Annotated in this window: 7 protein-coding genes; 2 read left to right on the top strand and 5 right to left on the bottom strand. The window is 73.7% G+C overall.

Annotated features, from left to right (window positions below):
• Positions 1-940 precede the first annotated feature (940 nt).
• Complete coding sequence (locus ACZ5WK_RS32560) at positions 941-3,112, top strand: M4 family metallopeptidase (protein ID WP_465552870.1); 2,172 nt, start codon at positions 941-943, stop codon at positions 3,110-3,112.
• 357 nt (positions 3,113-3,469) lie between these two features.
• Entirely contained in the window at positions 3,470-4,429 is a 960-nt protein-coding gene (locus tag ACZ5WK_RS32555; RefSeq protein WP_465552867.1) for a DUF4232 domain-containing protein, read from the top strand.
• A gap of 239 nt (positions 4,430-4,668) precedes the next feature.
• Here the strand turns inward: ACZ5WK_RS32555 and ACZ5WK_RS32550 are convergent, their stop codons facing one another.
• The 5 genes from ACZ5WK_RS32550 to ACZ5WK_RS32530 all read right to left on the bottom strand — a co-directional run bounded on the left by ACZ5WK_RS32550 (position 4,669) and on the right by ACZ5WK_RS32530 (position 16,128).
• Entirely contained in the window at positions 4,669-5,379 is a 711-nt protein-coding gene (locus ACZ5WK_RS32550; RefSeq protein ID WP_465552865.1) for a TNT domain-containing protein, read from the bottom strand.
• A gap of 205 nt (positions 5,380-5,584) precedes the next feature.
• Positions 5,585-6,844 (bottom strand): MFS transporter, encoded by a 1,260-nt coding sequence (locus ACZ5WK_RS32545; protein WP_465552863.1) that lies wholly within the window; start codon positions 6,842-6,844, stop codon positions 5,585-5,587.
• Positions 6,841-8,118, bottom strand: coding sequence for a cytochrome P450 (locus tag ACZ5WK_RS32540; protein ID WP_465552861.1), 1,278 nt, complete (start codon positions 8,116-8,118; stop codon positions 6,841-6,843). Before ACZ5WK_RS32540 ends, ACZ5WK_RS32545 begins: the two co-directional genes overlap by 4 nt.
• Positions 8,115-8,885 carry a CatB-related O-acetyltransferase gene (locus tag ACZ5WK_RS32535; protein WP_465552859.1) on the bottom strand — a complete coding sequence of 257 codons (771 nt, stop codon included), beginning with the start codon at positions 8,883-8,885 and terminating at the stop codon, positions 8,115-8,117. Before ACZ5WK_RS32535 ends, ACZ5WK_RS32540 begins: the two co-directional genes overlap by 4 nt.
• On the bottom strand, positions 8,878-16,128 hold the full coding sequence (locus ACZ5WK_RS32530) for an amino acid adenylation domain-containing protein (protein WP_465552857.1): 7,251 nt from the start codon (positions 16,126-16,128) through the stop codon (positions 8,878-8,880). The genes ACZ5WK_RS32535 and ACZ5WK_RS32530 overlap by 8 nt, the downstream gene beginning before the upstream one ends.
• Position 16,129: the final 1 nt, after the last annotated feature.

Genomic DNA, 16,129 nt, shown 5'->3' with positions numbered 1-16,129 from the left:
GAAGCAGGAAACATCCCCACCGCAGCGCACACGCGCAGCGGCTCAGCCGCGAGGCTGAGGGGAATCCCCCTCGTTCACGAGGGGGAGGAAGTCAATTCCTCGCCCACCTGCCGGCGAGCGTCCACGCGGACGCTCCGACGCAGCGCGGGCACGGGGACGCCGACCGCCCGGCGGCCGGTGAGGATGGGAATGTCCGGGGGCAGGTCACATCGCTCGACCGAGTCGACCGTCATGGCGGCCAGGGGGTCGAGCACGGGTGGACCGGTCGGCAGCCCGCTGAAGGACTCTGGCCCACCCTCCGATCTGACCTGTTCGCCCGCATGCGCCTCCACGGCACGAGTCATCCGATGTGCCATGTTCGGGCCCTGTCGGGGGCTTCGCCCTCAGCGCCCCCGGCCTTGCCTGCCGGCCGATGGGCGCCTGCCCCTACCGTCCGCCCCAGCCGTCCGCCCCTGCCTCACCGGGGCGACCCCTCACGCTTCCGGGCAGAGTGGTCGTCACATGTGCTCGGGGCGGCTGGTGTTGAGCGGCCGCCGCGTCGATCACCTGGTGGCGGCCGTGTCGACGTCTGCGTTCCGGCTGGATCCGGTGGTGCTGGGCGTTGTCCCCGGGACTGGGGGCGGGTCGGCGGCCGGGCCGCCACCCGACCGGCCCGCCATCTGCGACGACCGCTCGAACTCCGGGGCGATCCGCCCGCTGCGGTGTGAGACCACCTCCCCTCAGGAAGCCTCTGGCCACGGTGAGATGGATCACGTGCCCGCCCTGGTCGGCCAGAGGGCGGTGAGCGCCGCCAGGTGGAAACTCCCAGGTTGGGGGCCTTGTTGTCAGGTGATCTCCAGGGTTGCGTCCGTTCAGTTGGCCGGCTGATGGAAATCTGTGAATTTCCACAGAATTGGTATGCGTTGACGTGCATTCATATGTCGGAGCACGCTTCGGCGCTATGAAGAGATCCCTTCTGAACGGCTCGCTCACCCTCGTGGTCAGCAGCCTCGTGATAGTCGGCGCCGGCGTCACCGCGTCCGCCGCACCCGCCACCAGCCCCGAGCCCAAGGCCCCCAACAGCAGAGCTCTGCAGGACGCTGCTGACCAGATCGCCGCCAACCCCCACGCGGTCAAGGCCGGCGTCCAGGACGAGTTCCAGGCCGCCAACGTCCAGGTGGACCCCGACGGCACTCGCCACGTCCACTTCAACCGCACCTACCAGGGCCTGCCGGTCCGGGGCGGCGACGTCATCGTCCACTCCACCCCCGGCGGCCGGCTGGACTCCACCACCCTCACCCTCGAAGCGCCGCTCAGCCTCTCGGTGACCCCCTCAGTCACCGATCGGCAGGCGATAGCCAAGGGCGTCAAGCTCTTCCGCGGTACCAAGGGCGACGCCACGGCCGTGCTGAAGGTCGACGCCACCGCGGCCACGCCGAAGCTGGTCTGGGAGGTCACGGTCAACGGCACCGGCCCCGACCAGGCGCCCAGTCACTTCCACGTCCTGGTGGACGCGAAGACCGGTGACACCGGTGAGAGCTGGGACACCTTCTCGGCGTTTCTGCACGAGGGCGTGCAGGCCAAGACCGCCGCCGCACCCGCCGCCCAGCCGGCCGCCGCGCTCGCCGCCGCGACCGCCGACGGCACGGGCAAGGGGTACCAGGTCGGCAACGTCACCGTCAGCACGACCCAGAACTCCACTTCCGGCTACACCCTCAAGGACCCCGCCCGGGGCAACGGCGAGACGCGGGACGCGCAGAACAAGACCGTCGCCAACGACTCCCCGCCCGCCGGCTGGGGCGCGGCCCTCAACGACACGGACAACGTCTGGGGCAACAACGCCCTGACCGACCGTGCCACGGTCGCCGTGGACGCCCACTACGGCATCCAGGCCACCTGGGACTTCTACAAGAACGTCCTCGGCCGCAACGGCATCAAGAACGACGGTGTCGGCGCCCGCTCCTTCGTCCACTACGGCACCAACTACGGCAACGCCGGCTGGGACGACGACAGCTTCTCGATGATCTACGGCGACGGTGCCGTCGGCTCCAAGCCGTTCACCGAGATCGACGTCGCAGGCCACGAGATGAGCCACGGCGTCACCGCCGCCACGGCCGGCCTGGTCTACAGCGGCGACGCGGGCGGCCTCAACGAGGCCACGTCCGACATCATGGGCACGATGGTGGAGTTCAACGCCAACAACGCGGCGGACGCACCCGACTACCTCATCGGCGAGAAGATCGACATCAACGGCAACGGCACGCCGCTGCGCTGGATGGACGACCCCAGCAAGGACGGCGCCTCGGTCAAGTGCTGGTCGACCGGCACCGCCGGCCTGGACCCGCACTACTCCTCGGGCGTCGGCAACCACTTCTTCTACCTGCTCGCCGCCGGCTCCGGGCAGTCGCAGTGGGGCAACAGCCCGACCTGCAACAGCTCCACCGTCACCGGTATAGGCAACGACGCGTCCACCAAGATCTGGTACCGCGCCCTGTCGACCTACATGACCTCCAACACCAACTACCCCGGTGCCCGCACCGCCACCGTCAAGGCCGCCAAGGACCTGTACGGTGCGAGCAGCACCCAGTGCGCCGCGGTCGAGAAGGCCTGGAGCGCCGTCTCCGTCGCCCCGACCGCCACCACCTGCGGCGGCACCACCGAGCCCCCGGCTCCGAGCGGCAACCTGCTGCTCAACCCCGGCTTCGAGTCCGGCGCGACCTCCTGGACCTCGACCTCCGGTGTCGTCACCAAGGACGCGGGCCAGCTGCCGCGCACCGGCTCGTACTACGCCTGGCTGAACGGTTACGGCTCCGCCCACACCGACACGCTCTCGCAGACGGTGACCGTCCCGGCGACCGCCACCGCGCCGAAGCTCTCCTTCTGGATCAAGATCGCCACCGGGGAGACCGGCACCACGGCGTACGACACCCTCAAGGTCCAGGTCGTCGACGGAACCACGACGACCACCCTGGCCACGTACTCCAACGCTGACGCCACGTCCGGCTACGTCCAGCGCACGCTGGACCTGTCGGCCTTCCAGGGCAAGGCCGTCACGATCAAGTTCACCGGTACCGAGGACTCCTCCCTCAAGACCAGCTTCGTGATCGACGACACCGCGGTCACCGCCGGCTGATCCCCGGTACCCGAAGGGACCCGGGCGGCACGGCGCGCAACGCCACCGCCCGGGTCCCTTCGGACCGTGCTCACCGGCGCGACCCGGGTGTCGGTCGGGGTCCGGGCGACTCCGCCGCACAGCCGGATTCGTCGTACGCCCCGCCCATCCAGGGCAGCGAGTCCGGCGGCAGGTCTGCGATGGTGATCATCCCCGGTTGCGCGGTGTGTCGGCGGGCGTCGCGCCCGCTGCCGGCGCGGTCGAGGTCGTCCAGGGCCCCTACGCCTTGCGCCTCGGGTTCCGCAGCGTTGCAGGGCTGTTGCGCGGGAAGTGGCGCGGCTCACAGCCCTCCAGGGTGGTGCGTGATCGCATCGTCCGATGCATCAATTCGAGAAGACCGGGCCGCTGCTGACGGCCCGCCGGCCGGCCGCCGCCGTGGCCGCCGTGGCGGTCGCCACCGCCCTGCTCGTGGGCTGTGGCTCCCGCACGGCCGGTGCGGACGGTACTCCGTCGGCGTCCGGCACCGCCGGGCCGTGCGGGATGCCGCAGGCGTCGCCGTCCGCAGGGGCGCAGGCGCCGTCCGGGCCCGCCCGGGGCGGCGTGCGGATCACCGCCGCCAATGCGGTCTGCGCGGAGTACGAGGTGACCAACCTCGGCAGTGAACCGTCCGATGTCACTGTGACGTTCAGTCGGGTCGACGCGTCCGGGGGCGTGCTGGACAACGTGACGCGCACCGTGGCCGCGCTCGCCCCGGGGGCCACCGAGCAGGGGCGGGTCGACCTGGACGGGCCCGGGTCGGCGCGGCCGGGGGCGGGCCGGCAGGTGAAGATCCTCAAGGTCCGCAGCGTGCCCAGCGCCGAGGCCCCGCACCCCGGCGGCCCGTGTCCGGCGTCCGGGCTGCGGCTGTACGCGGACGACGGCGACGCCGCGATGGGCCTGCGCGTGGTCGGCCTGCACCTGCGCAACTGCGGGACGTCCACGGTGACCGTCAACGGATACCCGGAGCTGCAACTGCTCGACCTGGAACACCGGCCGATCGACGGGGTGAGCGTCCTGCGGGGCGGCGCTCGGATCGCCGCGGGCACCGGCGCGGACGACCCGCCGCGGAAGATCGCGCTGCAGCCGGGGGAGGGCGCCCGGGCCACCCTGGTCTGGCGCAACACCACCGAGGCCGGCGGCCCGGTCAGCGCCCCCTACGTGCGGGTCCGCGCCACCCCGGACGCGGCTCCCGTGATGGTCACCCCGGAACTCGACCTGGGCACCACCGGACGCCTCGGCGTCGGCGCCTGGACGACGGACGACCAGCAGCCGCCCGCGCCCGGGCCGTCTGCGGGGTGAGGGCGACACCGAGCGCGGATGTGTCCCGCACCGGCCCCACCCCCGGATCCACGTCGGCAGTGGGGCGCCCAGGTTCCGCGGGACTGTCGCTGGGGAGCACATCTCACCAAGATCCGGTCACGAGCCCGGAATTGCCGACTCACCGCTGAACCGGGGCGGATCCGCACGCCGAGGCCCGGCCCCCGCCCCACCGACGGCGGCGGGGCGGGGCCGGGCGGGGGAGGGTCGGGCGGGAGACGTCAGGCGAGGCAGTAGCCGGCGGGCAGGGGCTCCAGGTACTTCCTGTCCAGCAGGGTCTTGACGGTGTAGGCGTCGGTACCGAAGTCGGACGGCTTCAGCGTCTCGTTCAGGAACTGCTGGACGCCCTTGCCCGGCTGGGCGAACCCGGAGGCGATGCCGCCCTGTTCGACCTTGAACGGCATCTTCACGGTGTAGCAGCGGTAGCTCTCGACCTCCTTGCCGTCCTCGACGACGGGGTTGAGGCTGTCCGGCGGGAGGGCGCGCTCGGGGAAGGAGGTGCCGGGCTTGGAGAGGTAGCGGCCGTAGTAGAGCCCGAAGCGGTCGAGCTTGGTGCCTGCCGTCAGCTCGACGGTCGTCCGGTCGATGGTGCCGTTGACGTCGCGGAAGCCGTCCTCGGCCGGGTACTTCCAGTCGAGGCCGTCGCGGTACCAGGAGAGGAACTGCTGGGGCGTCAGGCCGCCGAAGCGGTCGTAGTTCTTGAGCAGCCTGGCGACCGTGGCCGGCAGGGTCTTCGGGCCCAGCTCCTTGAAGCCGCAGTAGTACTTCTTCTTCTCCTCGGCGGTCGGCCGGTACTGCTCGCGCGGGCAGTCGGTCGGGTCGGCCTGGACGGCGCCGGCGCTGGCCGTGGCGGCGGCGCTCTGGGTGGCGGCGGTGCCGGTCGCCAGCAGGGCGGCTGCCAGGGAGAGGGCGGCGAGGTGGCGGGAGCGCATGGGGGTGTGTCCTCCGGGGGTCGGCTTGGAGGGGTGCGGGCCGGGCGCGCCAACAGGGTTGTCCGGCACCGCGGAACGGACCGATCGGCACCGGAAGCTACACGCCCCCGCCCCGTCGATTCGTGGACGAAACGCCCGCCCCTGCCCCGTTCACCCGATCGCCCGGCACTTCTCGCTCCACCGGGGCGGGGGCCGGCCGCCGGCCTCAGCGCTGAGCCGCGTGGCCGGAGTTGGCGGCGTCCCGGCCCGTCGGTTCGGCCGGCGCCGGGGTCACGAACGTCCGCTCGGTGAGCGCGACGGCCGGCCTCAGCACCAGTACGGCGGCGCAGGCCACGGTGACCGCCGCCATCACGACCAGCAGCGTCCGGTAGTCGAACCGGTCGATGAGGACCGTGCCGGCGGCGAGCGACAGCGACTGCGGGACCAGCACCAGCATCGTGCACACGGCGTTGACGCGGCCCTGGAGCCGGGACGGCGTGTGGAGCTGCGCCGCGGACGACAGCACCACCATGATCCACGTGATGGCGATCCCGTCCGCGACCTCGCCCGCGACGACGAACGCCAGGTGCGGCACGCAGTAGGCGAGCGCCGCCACGGTGAACGCGCCGATCCCGAGGCCGGCGGTGCGCGCCATGCCGACCCGCCGGATCAGTGCGGAGACCGTGAGGCCGCCGACCACCGCGCCGACGCCCTGGACGGCGTTGAGCGCGCCGAGCGCCGAGGGCGGCCGGCCCAGCCCCTCGTCCACGACCGCGAACATGACGGTCTGGCTCAGGCCGATGACGCAGAACGCGCAGGCCGCGGCGTAGCCGATCTGGGCCAGCACCGGTGTGGCGCCGATGTGCCGCATGCCCGCGAGGGCGCTGCGGAGGAACGGCTCGTGGGACGGCTCCGGTCCGGCCGACTCCTCGACCCGCAGGCCGGCGAGCGCCAGGATCGCGGCCAGGAAGGTCAGGGAGTTGAGCACGGCGAGCGTTCCGCCGCCGGCGGCCGCGTAGACCGCCACGCCGACCAGCGGGGCGATGATGCGCAGCCCCTGACCGGTCGTCTGGAGGATCGCGTTGGCGCCGGTCAGCTGGTCGTCGGGGAGGAGGTCCCGGCGGATTCCGGCCGATGCGGCGCCGAGGACGCCGAAGGCCACGCCGTAGCAGACCGCCACCAGGTAGATGATCCACAGCTGTTCGCCGCCGTGCACCGTGAGCAGGGACAGCACGGCCAGCGCCATGAGGGCGTTGGTGACCATGAGCAGCGGGCGCCGCCGCACCCGGTCGGCCAGGTGGCCGAAGAGCGGCGACAGCAGCATGGGCGCGCCGAGGGCGGCCTCGACCCCGCCGGCGGCGGCGTTGCTGCCGGTGAGGTCCTTGGCCCAGATGCCCAGGGTCAGGTACAGGGCGCTGCTGCCGAAGCCCGAGAGTGCCTGGCCGATGAGCAGGCGGCGGAACCGGGGGTCCGCGAGCGGCTTCACCGCCTCTCCCGGCCGTCACGGCGGTGCAGCAGGACCGGTGCGGACTCGTAGCCCCAGATGAGGTTGGAGTGCAGTCTGCGGGCTGGACCGGCCGGTTCGGCGCTTCCGGCCTGGGCGAGCAACTCGGAGAACAGGACCCGGAGTTCGGTGCGGGCGAGGGCGCCGCCCAGGCAGAAGTGCGGGCCCACGCCGAAGGCGACGTGCGGGTTGGGCGTGCGCCGGACGTCGAAGCGCTCGGGCGCCTCGAAGACCGTCTCGTCCCGGTTCGCCGACGGCATCCAGACCGTCACCGGGTCGCCGGCCCTGATCGGCCGGCCGGCGATCTCGGTGTCCCGGGCGGCCGTGCGCAGCACGTGCATCGCCGGGCTGGTGAAGCGCAGGATCTCGTCGACGACGCCGTCCATCAGGTCGGGGGAGGAGGAGGCCAGCCGCCACTGGCCGGGGTTTGCGGCGAGGGCGAGGAGCCCGCCGACGGTGGCGTGCCGGGTGGTCTCGTTGCCGCCCGAGATGAGGCCGTCGCAGTTGAGGAAGATCTCCTCGTCGGTGAGCGGCACGCCGTCGACGAGGCCGTTCACCATGGCGCTGATGACGTCCTCGCCCGGTTCGTCGCGGCGGAAGTCGACGAGGTCGGCGTAGTAGGCGAGCATGGCGGCGTGTGCTTCGAGCCGGGCGATCGGGTCGACGTCGGAGGCACCGAAGGCGGCCCGGGTGGACTTCAGCATGAACCCCCAGTCGCTCTTCGGCACGCCCAGCAGGTCGCAGATCACCGCCACCGGCAGGACGGCGGCGAAGTCGGTGAACTCGCAGGGTTCACCGGCCAGCACCGGCTCCAGCTCCTCGCGCACGATCGTCCGCATGTTCTCCTCCAGGCGGGCGACCGTGCGCGGAGTGAACGCGGAGCTGATGACCCGCCGGATCTTCCCGTGCCGGGGCGCGTCCGTGACGATGAGCATCTTCCCGGCGGCCTCGGCGGTGGCGGTCGGGTTGTGGCCGATCCGCATGCCCTGGGCGGAGGTGAAGGTCGCGGTGTCCTTGAGCACCCGCTGGACGTCGGCGTGCCGGGAGACGGCCCAGAAGCCGCTGCCGTCCGGGGAGTCGTTCCAGTGGACGGGGTGGTCGCGGCGGAGCCCGGCCCACACCGCCTCCGGGTCGCCGGCCCCGTACAGGGCCGGGTCCGCGAGGTCGACCGCCGGCGGGGCCCCGGGGCCCGTCTTCGAACCCCCGCCTGCGTCCGTGTGAAGACGGCCCCCAGGGCTTCCGGTTGCCTTCGTCATGACGCGCTCCCCTGGGTGGTGGCCGGCGCCGGGCCGAGCAGCTGCTCGGCCCGCGCGATGGACAGGATCTGTTCGGGCCGGCCGAGGACCAGCTCCGGGAGGTGCCGGGAGACGGCCGCCACCGGCCAGTCCCACCAGCGGGCCGTGAGCAGCCGCTCGACGTCCTCGGGGCCGTAGCGGGCGCGGATCACCCGGGCCGGGTTGCCGCCCACGATCCGGTAGGGCGCCACGTCGGAGGCGACCAGGGCGCCGGCGCCGATGATGGCGCCGTCGCCGATGGTCACCCCGGGCATGATCGTGGCGCCGCGGCCGATCCAGACGTCGTTGCCGATCCGGGTGTCGCCCTTGCGGCCCGGCCCCCGGGCGATCAGGTCGTCGATCAGGCCGTCGCGCCAGTCGCCCTCGAAGCTGAGGAACGGGTAGCCCGTCGGCCCGTCGAAGACGTGGTTCGCGCCGGCCATCACGAAGGTCACGCCCGCGGCGATGGAGCAGAAGCGGCCGATGAACAGCCGCTCGGTGCCGAACGCGTAGCGGACCCGGGCCTCCTCGAATCCGGCGGTGTCCTCGGAGGCGTCGTAGTAGGAGAAGTTCCCGGCGACGACCTTCCCGCCCGGTTCGAGCACCGGCCGGATGAAGACGAGGCGGTCGTCGCCGAGCGGACGCGGATCGCGGGGGTCCGGGATGTCCAGGTCGGGGTCGAGGTCCGGGTCGAGGTCCGGGTCGAGGCTGGGGTCGATGTCGAGGCCGGGCATGCGGTGGTCAGTCACGGACGGCCTCCGTTCCGGCCTTCAGGGCGGTCGGGGCCTTCAGGGCGGCCGTCACCAGCGGCCCCGACTGCTCCATGACGAGGGGCGTCATCATCGCGTCGTGGTCGGAGTCCACCACGTGGTGCTCGGCCGCGGTGAGGTACGGCTGCCAGGCCTCCTCCGCGGAGCCCCGCTCGGCGACGGTCTTGGCGGCGGCGATGCTCAGGACCCGTCCGTGGTAGCCGTCCCGGTGCGGCGGCCCGAGGAGGGCGGCGACGCCCTTGGCCGCGCGGACCAGGGCCCGGCTCTGGCGGGCGTCGAGGGCGCCGTCGGCGGTAGGGCCGGCGATCACCTCGCCGGTCACCCAGGCGGCGAAGTCGCCGTCCAGCTCCTCGGGCGTCACCGGCCGTTCGTACGGCCAGGCGTCGTAGAGGACGACCAGGTCGACCGCCCGCCCGGAGGCCTCCAGCAGGCGGGCGACCTCGTAGGACAGCACCCCGCCCAGCGACCAGCCCATGAGGACGTACGGGCCGTCGGGGTGCGTTGCGGTGATCAGGTCCGCATAGCGCCGGGCCAGCGCGTCGAGCGACTCCACCGGCTTGAAGCGGCCGTGGCTCTCCGTCACCTGGATCCCGTAGACCGGCTGGTCCCGCTCCAGGTGGGGCAGGACGGAGCTGTAGCACCAGCTGAGCCCGCCGATGGGGTGGATGCAGAAGACCGGACGGCTGCTCGCCCGGCCGCGCCGGAGCTCGATGACGTTGGCGTACGGGTCGGCCGGGACTTCGTCCAGCCGCGCCGCGAGACCCGCGGCGGTGGGCGCCTCGAACAGCGTCGCGATGCCGATCTCGGCGCCGAGCAGGGCGCGGATCCGGCCCATCAGCCGGGTCGCCAGCAGCGAGTGACCGCCCAGCTCGAAGAACGAGTCGTTCGGGCCGACCCGGTCCAGCCCGAGCTCCTGCGCGAAGAGCCGGACCAGGACGGCCACCCGCGGGTCGTCCGGGGCGTCCCCGTCGTCCGGGCCGGCCCCTGCGGGGCCGTTCGCCGCGGGGCCGTTCGCCGAGGGCGCGGGCAGGGCCTTGCGGTCCAGCTTCCCGCTCGGCGTCAGCGGCAGGTGGTCGAGGACCACCACGTCACCGGGGACCAGGTACTCCGGCAGGTGCTCGGCCGCGTACCGCCGCAGCGCGGCGGCGTGGTCCCGGTCGTCCTGCGGCTCCTGACCGGCTGCCAGGACGGCGTAGGCCACCAGCCGGACGTCCCCCGGGCGGTCCTCGCGGGCGATCACCGCGGCGTGGGCGACCTCCGGGTGGCCGGTGAGCACCGCCTCGACCTCGCCGGGCTCGACGCGGAAGCCCCTGATCTTGATCTGCTCGTCCGTCCGGCCGAGGAAGACCAGTTCGCCGTCCGCGGTCCATCGCACCAGGTCGCCGGTGCGGTACATCAGCTCGCCGGGCGCGCCGAAGGGGTTGGGCAGGAAGCGCTCCGCGGTCAGCGCGGGCCGGTTCAGGTAGCCGGTGGCCAGCCCGGCCCCCGCGAGGTACAGCTCCCCGGGCACGCCGGGCGGGACGGGGCGCTGCAGCGCGTCCAGCACGAACACCCTGGTGTTCGCCACCGGCCGGCCGATCGGGACGGCCTGCGGCACCCCGTCGACGGTGCGCATGGTCGCGCACACCGTGGACTCGGTGGGGCCGTAGGCGTTGACCACCTTCGCGAAGTGGCGGGCCGCGTCGAGGACGGCGGGCGTGCAGGCCTCGCCGGCGGTGATCAGCGTGACCCCGGCGACGTCCTCGTCGAACTCGGTGGCGAGGACCACGGCGGGCGGCAGGGTGGCGTGGGTGATGCCGTGGACGCGCAGGAAGTCCGCCAGGGCCGGGCCCGGGATCCGGTCGGACTCGGGAACGACGACCAGGCACCCGCCGCTCAGCAGCGCCATCCAGGTGTCCCAGACGGAGGCGTCGAAGCTCATCGAGGCGAACTGCAGCACCCGGCTGTGGCCGTCGACGCCGAGCGTCGCCGCCTGGGCGCGCACCATGCTGGGGATGCCGCGGTGGGAGACGGCCACGCCCTTCGGGCGGCCCGTCGACCCCGAGGTGTAGATGACGTACGCGGGGTGGGCGGGGAGCAGCGGTACGGTCCGGTCCGCGTCGCCGGGCGCGGTGGCCGGCCGGTCCGCGACCGAGTGCCGCACGTGCTCGTCGTCCAGCGCCAGGACCGGGAGGCCGGGGCTGCCGGGCAGTCCGGCGGCCACCTCCCCGGTGCTGAGCACGCAGGCCGGGGCCGCGTCCTGAAGCATGAAGGCGACGCGGTCGGCGGGGTAGGACGGGTCGACCGGGAGGTAGGCCGCCCCGGCCTTCAGGACCGCGAGCAGGGCCACCACGATCTGCTCCGAGCGGGGCAGCGCGAGGGCCACCAGGCGGCCCGGCCCGATGCCGCGGGCGATCAGCTCGTGCGCCAGCCGGTTGGCGCGGGCGTCGAGTTCGGCGTAGGTCAGCTCGGTGCCGAGGTACCGTACCGCCGGGGCTGCGGGGGTGTGCGCGGCCCGGGCGGCGAAGAGCTCGGGCACCGTCCCCGCCGGCACCTCGGTGGTGGTGTCGTTCCAGTCCCGCAGGACCAGGTGCCGCTCCCGGGCGGAGAGCAGCTCCACCTCGCCGACCCGGCGGCCCGGATCGGCGGCCATCGCCTCCAGCACCAGCACCAGCCGGTCGGCGATGCCCTCGACGGTGGCGTGGTCGAACAGGTCGGCGTTGTACCCGATCGCGGCGACCAGGCCGGTGGCCGTCCCGGCCGCGTCGTCGCCACCCGGGCGCTCGCCGAACACGAAGGACAGGTCGAAGGCCGAGATCCCCATACTCAGGTCGTGGGAGGCGACCACCAGCCCCGGGAGGGCGAGCTCCGCGCTGATGCTGTTCAGCATGGAGACGCTCACCTGGAACAGCGGGTTGGCGCCGGGCACCCGGGCCGGGTTGAGCGCCTCCACCAGGGTCTCGAACGGGACGTCCTGGTGGGCGTAGGCGCCGAGGTCCGTCTCCCGGACCCGGCCGAGGAGTTCGGTGAAGGTCGGGTCGCCGGAGACGTCGGTGCGCAGCACCAGGGTGCTGGCGAAGAAGCCCACGAGGCCGTCCAGCACGGCGTCGGCGCGCCCGGAGGTGGCCGTGCCCAGCGGGATGTCCGGCCCGGCGCCGGAGCGGGACAGCACCACGGCCACCGCGGCCTGCAGCGCCATGAACACGGTGCAGTCGTGGGCCCGCGCGGCGGCGGCCAGGGCGGCGTGCAGGGCCGGGCCGACCTCGATCGCGACCTCCCCGCCGCGCAGGCTGACCGTGCCCGGCCGCGGCCGGTCGAAGGGCAGCGCGAGCTGGGCGGGGATGCCGGCCAGGGCCTGGCGCCAGTACTCGGTCTGCTGGGAGAGCCGGCTCGCCGGGTCGTCCTCGGCGCCGAGCAGGTCCCGCTGCCACAGCGTGAAGTCGGCATACTGGACGGGCAGCGGCGACCAGGCCGGTGCCGTGCCGGTGCGGCGCGCCGCGTACGCCTCGGCGAGGTCGTCGAGCAGCGGCTCCAGCGACCAGCCGTCGCAGGCCACGTGGTGGACGACCAGCAGGAGGACGTGCTCGTCCGGGGCGAGGCGGAAGAGGCGGGCGCGCAGGGCGGGTTCGGTGGTGAGCCGGAAGACCCTGTTGCTCTCCTCGGCGAGTTCGGCCTCCAGCGCGTCCGGCGTGGTGTCGGTGACGGTCAGGTCCGTCCGGGCCTCACGGCCGGTCAGGACCTGCTGCCAGGGGCGGCCGTCCTCGGTGGGCAGGACGGTGCGCAGCGACTCGTGCCGGTCGACGACGTCGGCCAGGGCCGCGTTCAGCGCCTCGACGTCCAGGGCGCCCGACAGACGCGCCGCGTACGGGATGTTGTAGGCCGCCCCGCCGTCGAGCTCGTTGAGGAACCACAGGCGGCGCTGGGCGAAGGACAGCGGCAGGCGGTCCGGGCGTACCGCGGGGCGCACGGCCGTGCGGGCCCGCTGCCCGAGGGCGACGGTCGCGGCCAGGCCGGCCGGGGTCGGTTCCTCGAACACCGCCCGGATGGACAGTTCCACGCCGAGGGCGGAGCGGATCCGGTCCACCAGCCGGATGACCAGCAGCGAGTGTCCGCCGAGCTCGAAGAAGGCGTCCTCGACCCCGACCCGCTCCAGCTCCAGGACTTCGGCGAACAGGCCGCACAGGGCCTCTTCGGTCGCGTCCGCGGGTTCGCGGCCGGCGGACCGGGCGGAGAGCTCCGGTGCGGGCAGGGCGGCGCGGTCGATCTTCCCGTTCCGGGTCAGCGGCAGCGCGTCCAGGACGGTGATCGCGGAGGGGACCATGTAGGCGGGCAGGTGGCCGGTGGCGAAGTCGCGCAGTGAGCGGGAGTCCGTCCCGTCGGGGCAGGCGGCGTAGGCGACCAGTCGGGGGTCGCCGGGGGTGGACTCGTGGACGACCACGGTGACGCCCTGGACGGACGGGTGCCGGGCGATCGCGGCCTCGACCTCGCCGAGTTCGATGCGGAAGCCGCGGATCTTGACCTGGTCGTCGGTACGGCCGCAGTACTCCAGTTCGCCGGCGGTGTTCCAGCGGCCCAGGTCGCCGGTCCGGTAGAGCCGGCCGCCGGGTTCGGTGGCGAAGGGGTCCGGGAGGTAGCGCTCGGCGGTCAGGCCCGGGCGTCCGAGGTAGCCGCGGGCCACGCCGGGACCGCCGACGTGGATCTCGCCGACGACCCCGGTGGGCGCCGGCTCGCCGCGGGCGTCCAGGACGACCAGCCGCCAGCCCGGGATGGTCCCGTCGATGGGGGAGACGTTCCCCTCGGCCGCGGCGGCGGGCCCGGTCCCGACGGGGGCCATCACCCGCCAGGTCGTGAGCACCGTGTTCTCGGTGGCGCCGTAGGCGTTCACCAGCCGGGTGGCGTCCGCGGGGTGCCGGCGCTGCCACTTGCCGACGGTCGCGAGGTCGAGCGCCTCGCCGCCGAGAACGACCAGCCGCAGCCGCAGTGCGTCCAGCGGGTGCCGTTCCTCCCGGGCCACGAACTGCCGGAAGGCGGAGGGTGTCTGGCTCAGGACGGTGACCCCTTCGCGGGCCAGCAGTCCGTGCAGCGCGTCCGGGTCCATCCCCGCCTCGCGGGGGACGACGACCAGGTGGCCGCCGAAGGCCAGCGCGCCCCAGATCTCCCAGACCGAGAAGTCGAAGGCGAGCGAGTGGAACAGCGTCCACACGTCGGTGTCCGACACGTCCGAGAGGATCTGCGTGGAGGCCAGGAACACGGCGAGGTTGCCGTGGGTGACCTCGACGCCCTTGGGCCGGCCGGTGGAGCCCGAGGTGTAGATGACGTAGGCGAGTTCGGCCGGTCCGGGCCGTACGGGCGCCGGGCCGGCGGCGTCGGTCGTCCGGGTGGCGTCGAGGGTGCGCCACGGCCCGTCCGGGACGCGGGCACCGGTACCGGGGTCGGTGAGGACGATCGGTACCCGGGCGTCGTCGAGGATGAACTCGAGGCGGGCCGGCGGGTAGTCGGGGTCGACGGGGACGTAGGCGGCGCCGAGCCGCAGGACGGCGAGCACGGCGGCGACCATGTCGACGGAGCGGCTGAGGCAGAGCCCGACGCGGTCGCCCCGCCGGACGCCCTCCTCGGCCAGCTGTGCGGCGATCCGGCCGGCGCGCTCGTCGAGTTGACGGTAGGTCAGCCTGGTGCCGGAGCCGTCGGTGACGGCGGTGCGGTCGCCGACCGCCGCGACCTGCGCCGCGAACCGCTCGACGGCCGACGGCCGCTCCTCGGGCAGCACGCCCTCGGGCCCGTTGCCCAGGCCGAGCAGCCACTGCCGCTCGGCCCCGTCCATCACGGGGAGTTCGCCGACCGGCCGCTCCGGCTCGGCCAGCGCCCCGGCGAGCAGCAGTTGCCAGCGGCGGGCCAGGGCCTCGACCGTGGCCCGGTCGAACAGGTCCTCGGCGTACTCCAGCACGCCGCTCAGGCCGGCCGGCTGCCCGTCCTCGCGGTGTTCGGTCAGTCCGAGGCTGAGGTCGAACTTGGCGGCCCCGGCCGCGAACGGCTCCTCGGTGACCGTCAGACCGGGCAGGACCAGGCCGCCGTCCCCGCCGGCCTCCAGCGAGAAGCTCACCTGGAAGAGGGGGTTGCCGGCCGCCGTGCGGACGGGGTTGACGGCCTCGACCACCCGGTCGAAGGGGACGTCCTGGTGGGCGAAGGCCGTCAGGGCCGTGCGCCGCACCCGCTTCAGGAGGTCGCCGAAGGTCGGGTCGCCCGAGCAGTCGACCCGGAACACCAGGGTGTTGACGAAGAAGCCGACGAGTTCCTGGAGGTCCTCGTCCGTCCGGCCGTCCACCGGGGCGCCGATCGGGATGTCGGTGCCCGCCCCCAGCCGGCTCAGCAGAGCCGCGAACGCCGCCTGCAGGGCCACGAACGGGGTGACCCGGTGCTCGCGGGCCAGCCGCGCCAGCGCCCGGTGGGTGTCGGCGTCGACCTCGAACCGCACCGTCCCGGCCGGCGAGGGGCCCGCCGCCGGTGGCCGCGACCGGTCCCGGGGGAGCGGAAGCTCCTGCGGGGCGCCACGCAATTCCTCGCGCCAGTACTCGAGTTGCCGGGCAAGGAGGCTCTGCGGGTCGTCCTCCGCGCCGAGCGCCGAGCGCTGGCGCACCGCGTGCTCCGGGTACTCCAGGGGCAGGGCGGGCCAGACCGGCTCGGCGCCGGCCCGGCGGGCGGCGTAGGCCGTGCCGAGGTCACGCTCCACGAGCCCGAGCGACCAGCCGTCCGCGGCGATGTGGTGGAGCAGCAGCACCAGCACGTGCTCCGCCGGGCCGGTCGCGAACAGCCAGGCCCGCACCGGGAGTTCGGAGGTCAGGTCGAACTCGTGCCGGCAGGCCAGGTCGACCGGGCCCGCCAGCTCGCCGGCGGCGCACTCGGCGAACTCCACCGTGAACCGCCCGGCGACCTCGCCGGGGGACACGACCTGCTGCCACGGCTCCCCGGCGATCTCCGGGAACACCGTCCGCAGCGCCGCGTGGCGGCGTACGACATCGCCGAGCGCCTCCGTGAGCGCCGTCCGGTCGAGGGGCCCGGAGATCCGGACCACCCGGGGCATGTTGTACCCGGCCCGGAACTCCCCGAGCCTGGAAAGGAACCACAGCCGCTGCTGCGCCAGGGACAGCGGCAGCCGGCCGGCACCCGCCGCGGCGGGTGTGTCCGGCGAGAAAGGTGCCGGGACGGGAGCCGACCCGTCTTCCCGGGCGTCCAGACCGTGTGACATC

It is taken from the genome of Kitasatospora sp. NPDC032757 (assembly GCF_055579305.1).
The sequence above is the reverse complement of the archived record's forward strand: the minus strand, read 5'-3'. Positions and strand labels throughout refer to the sequence as shown.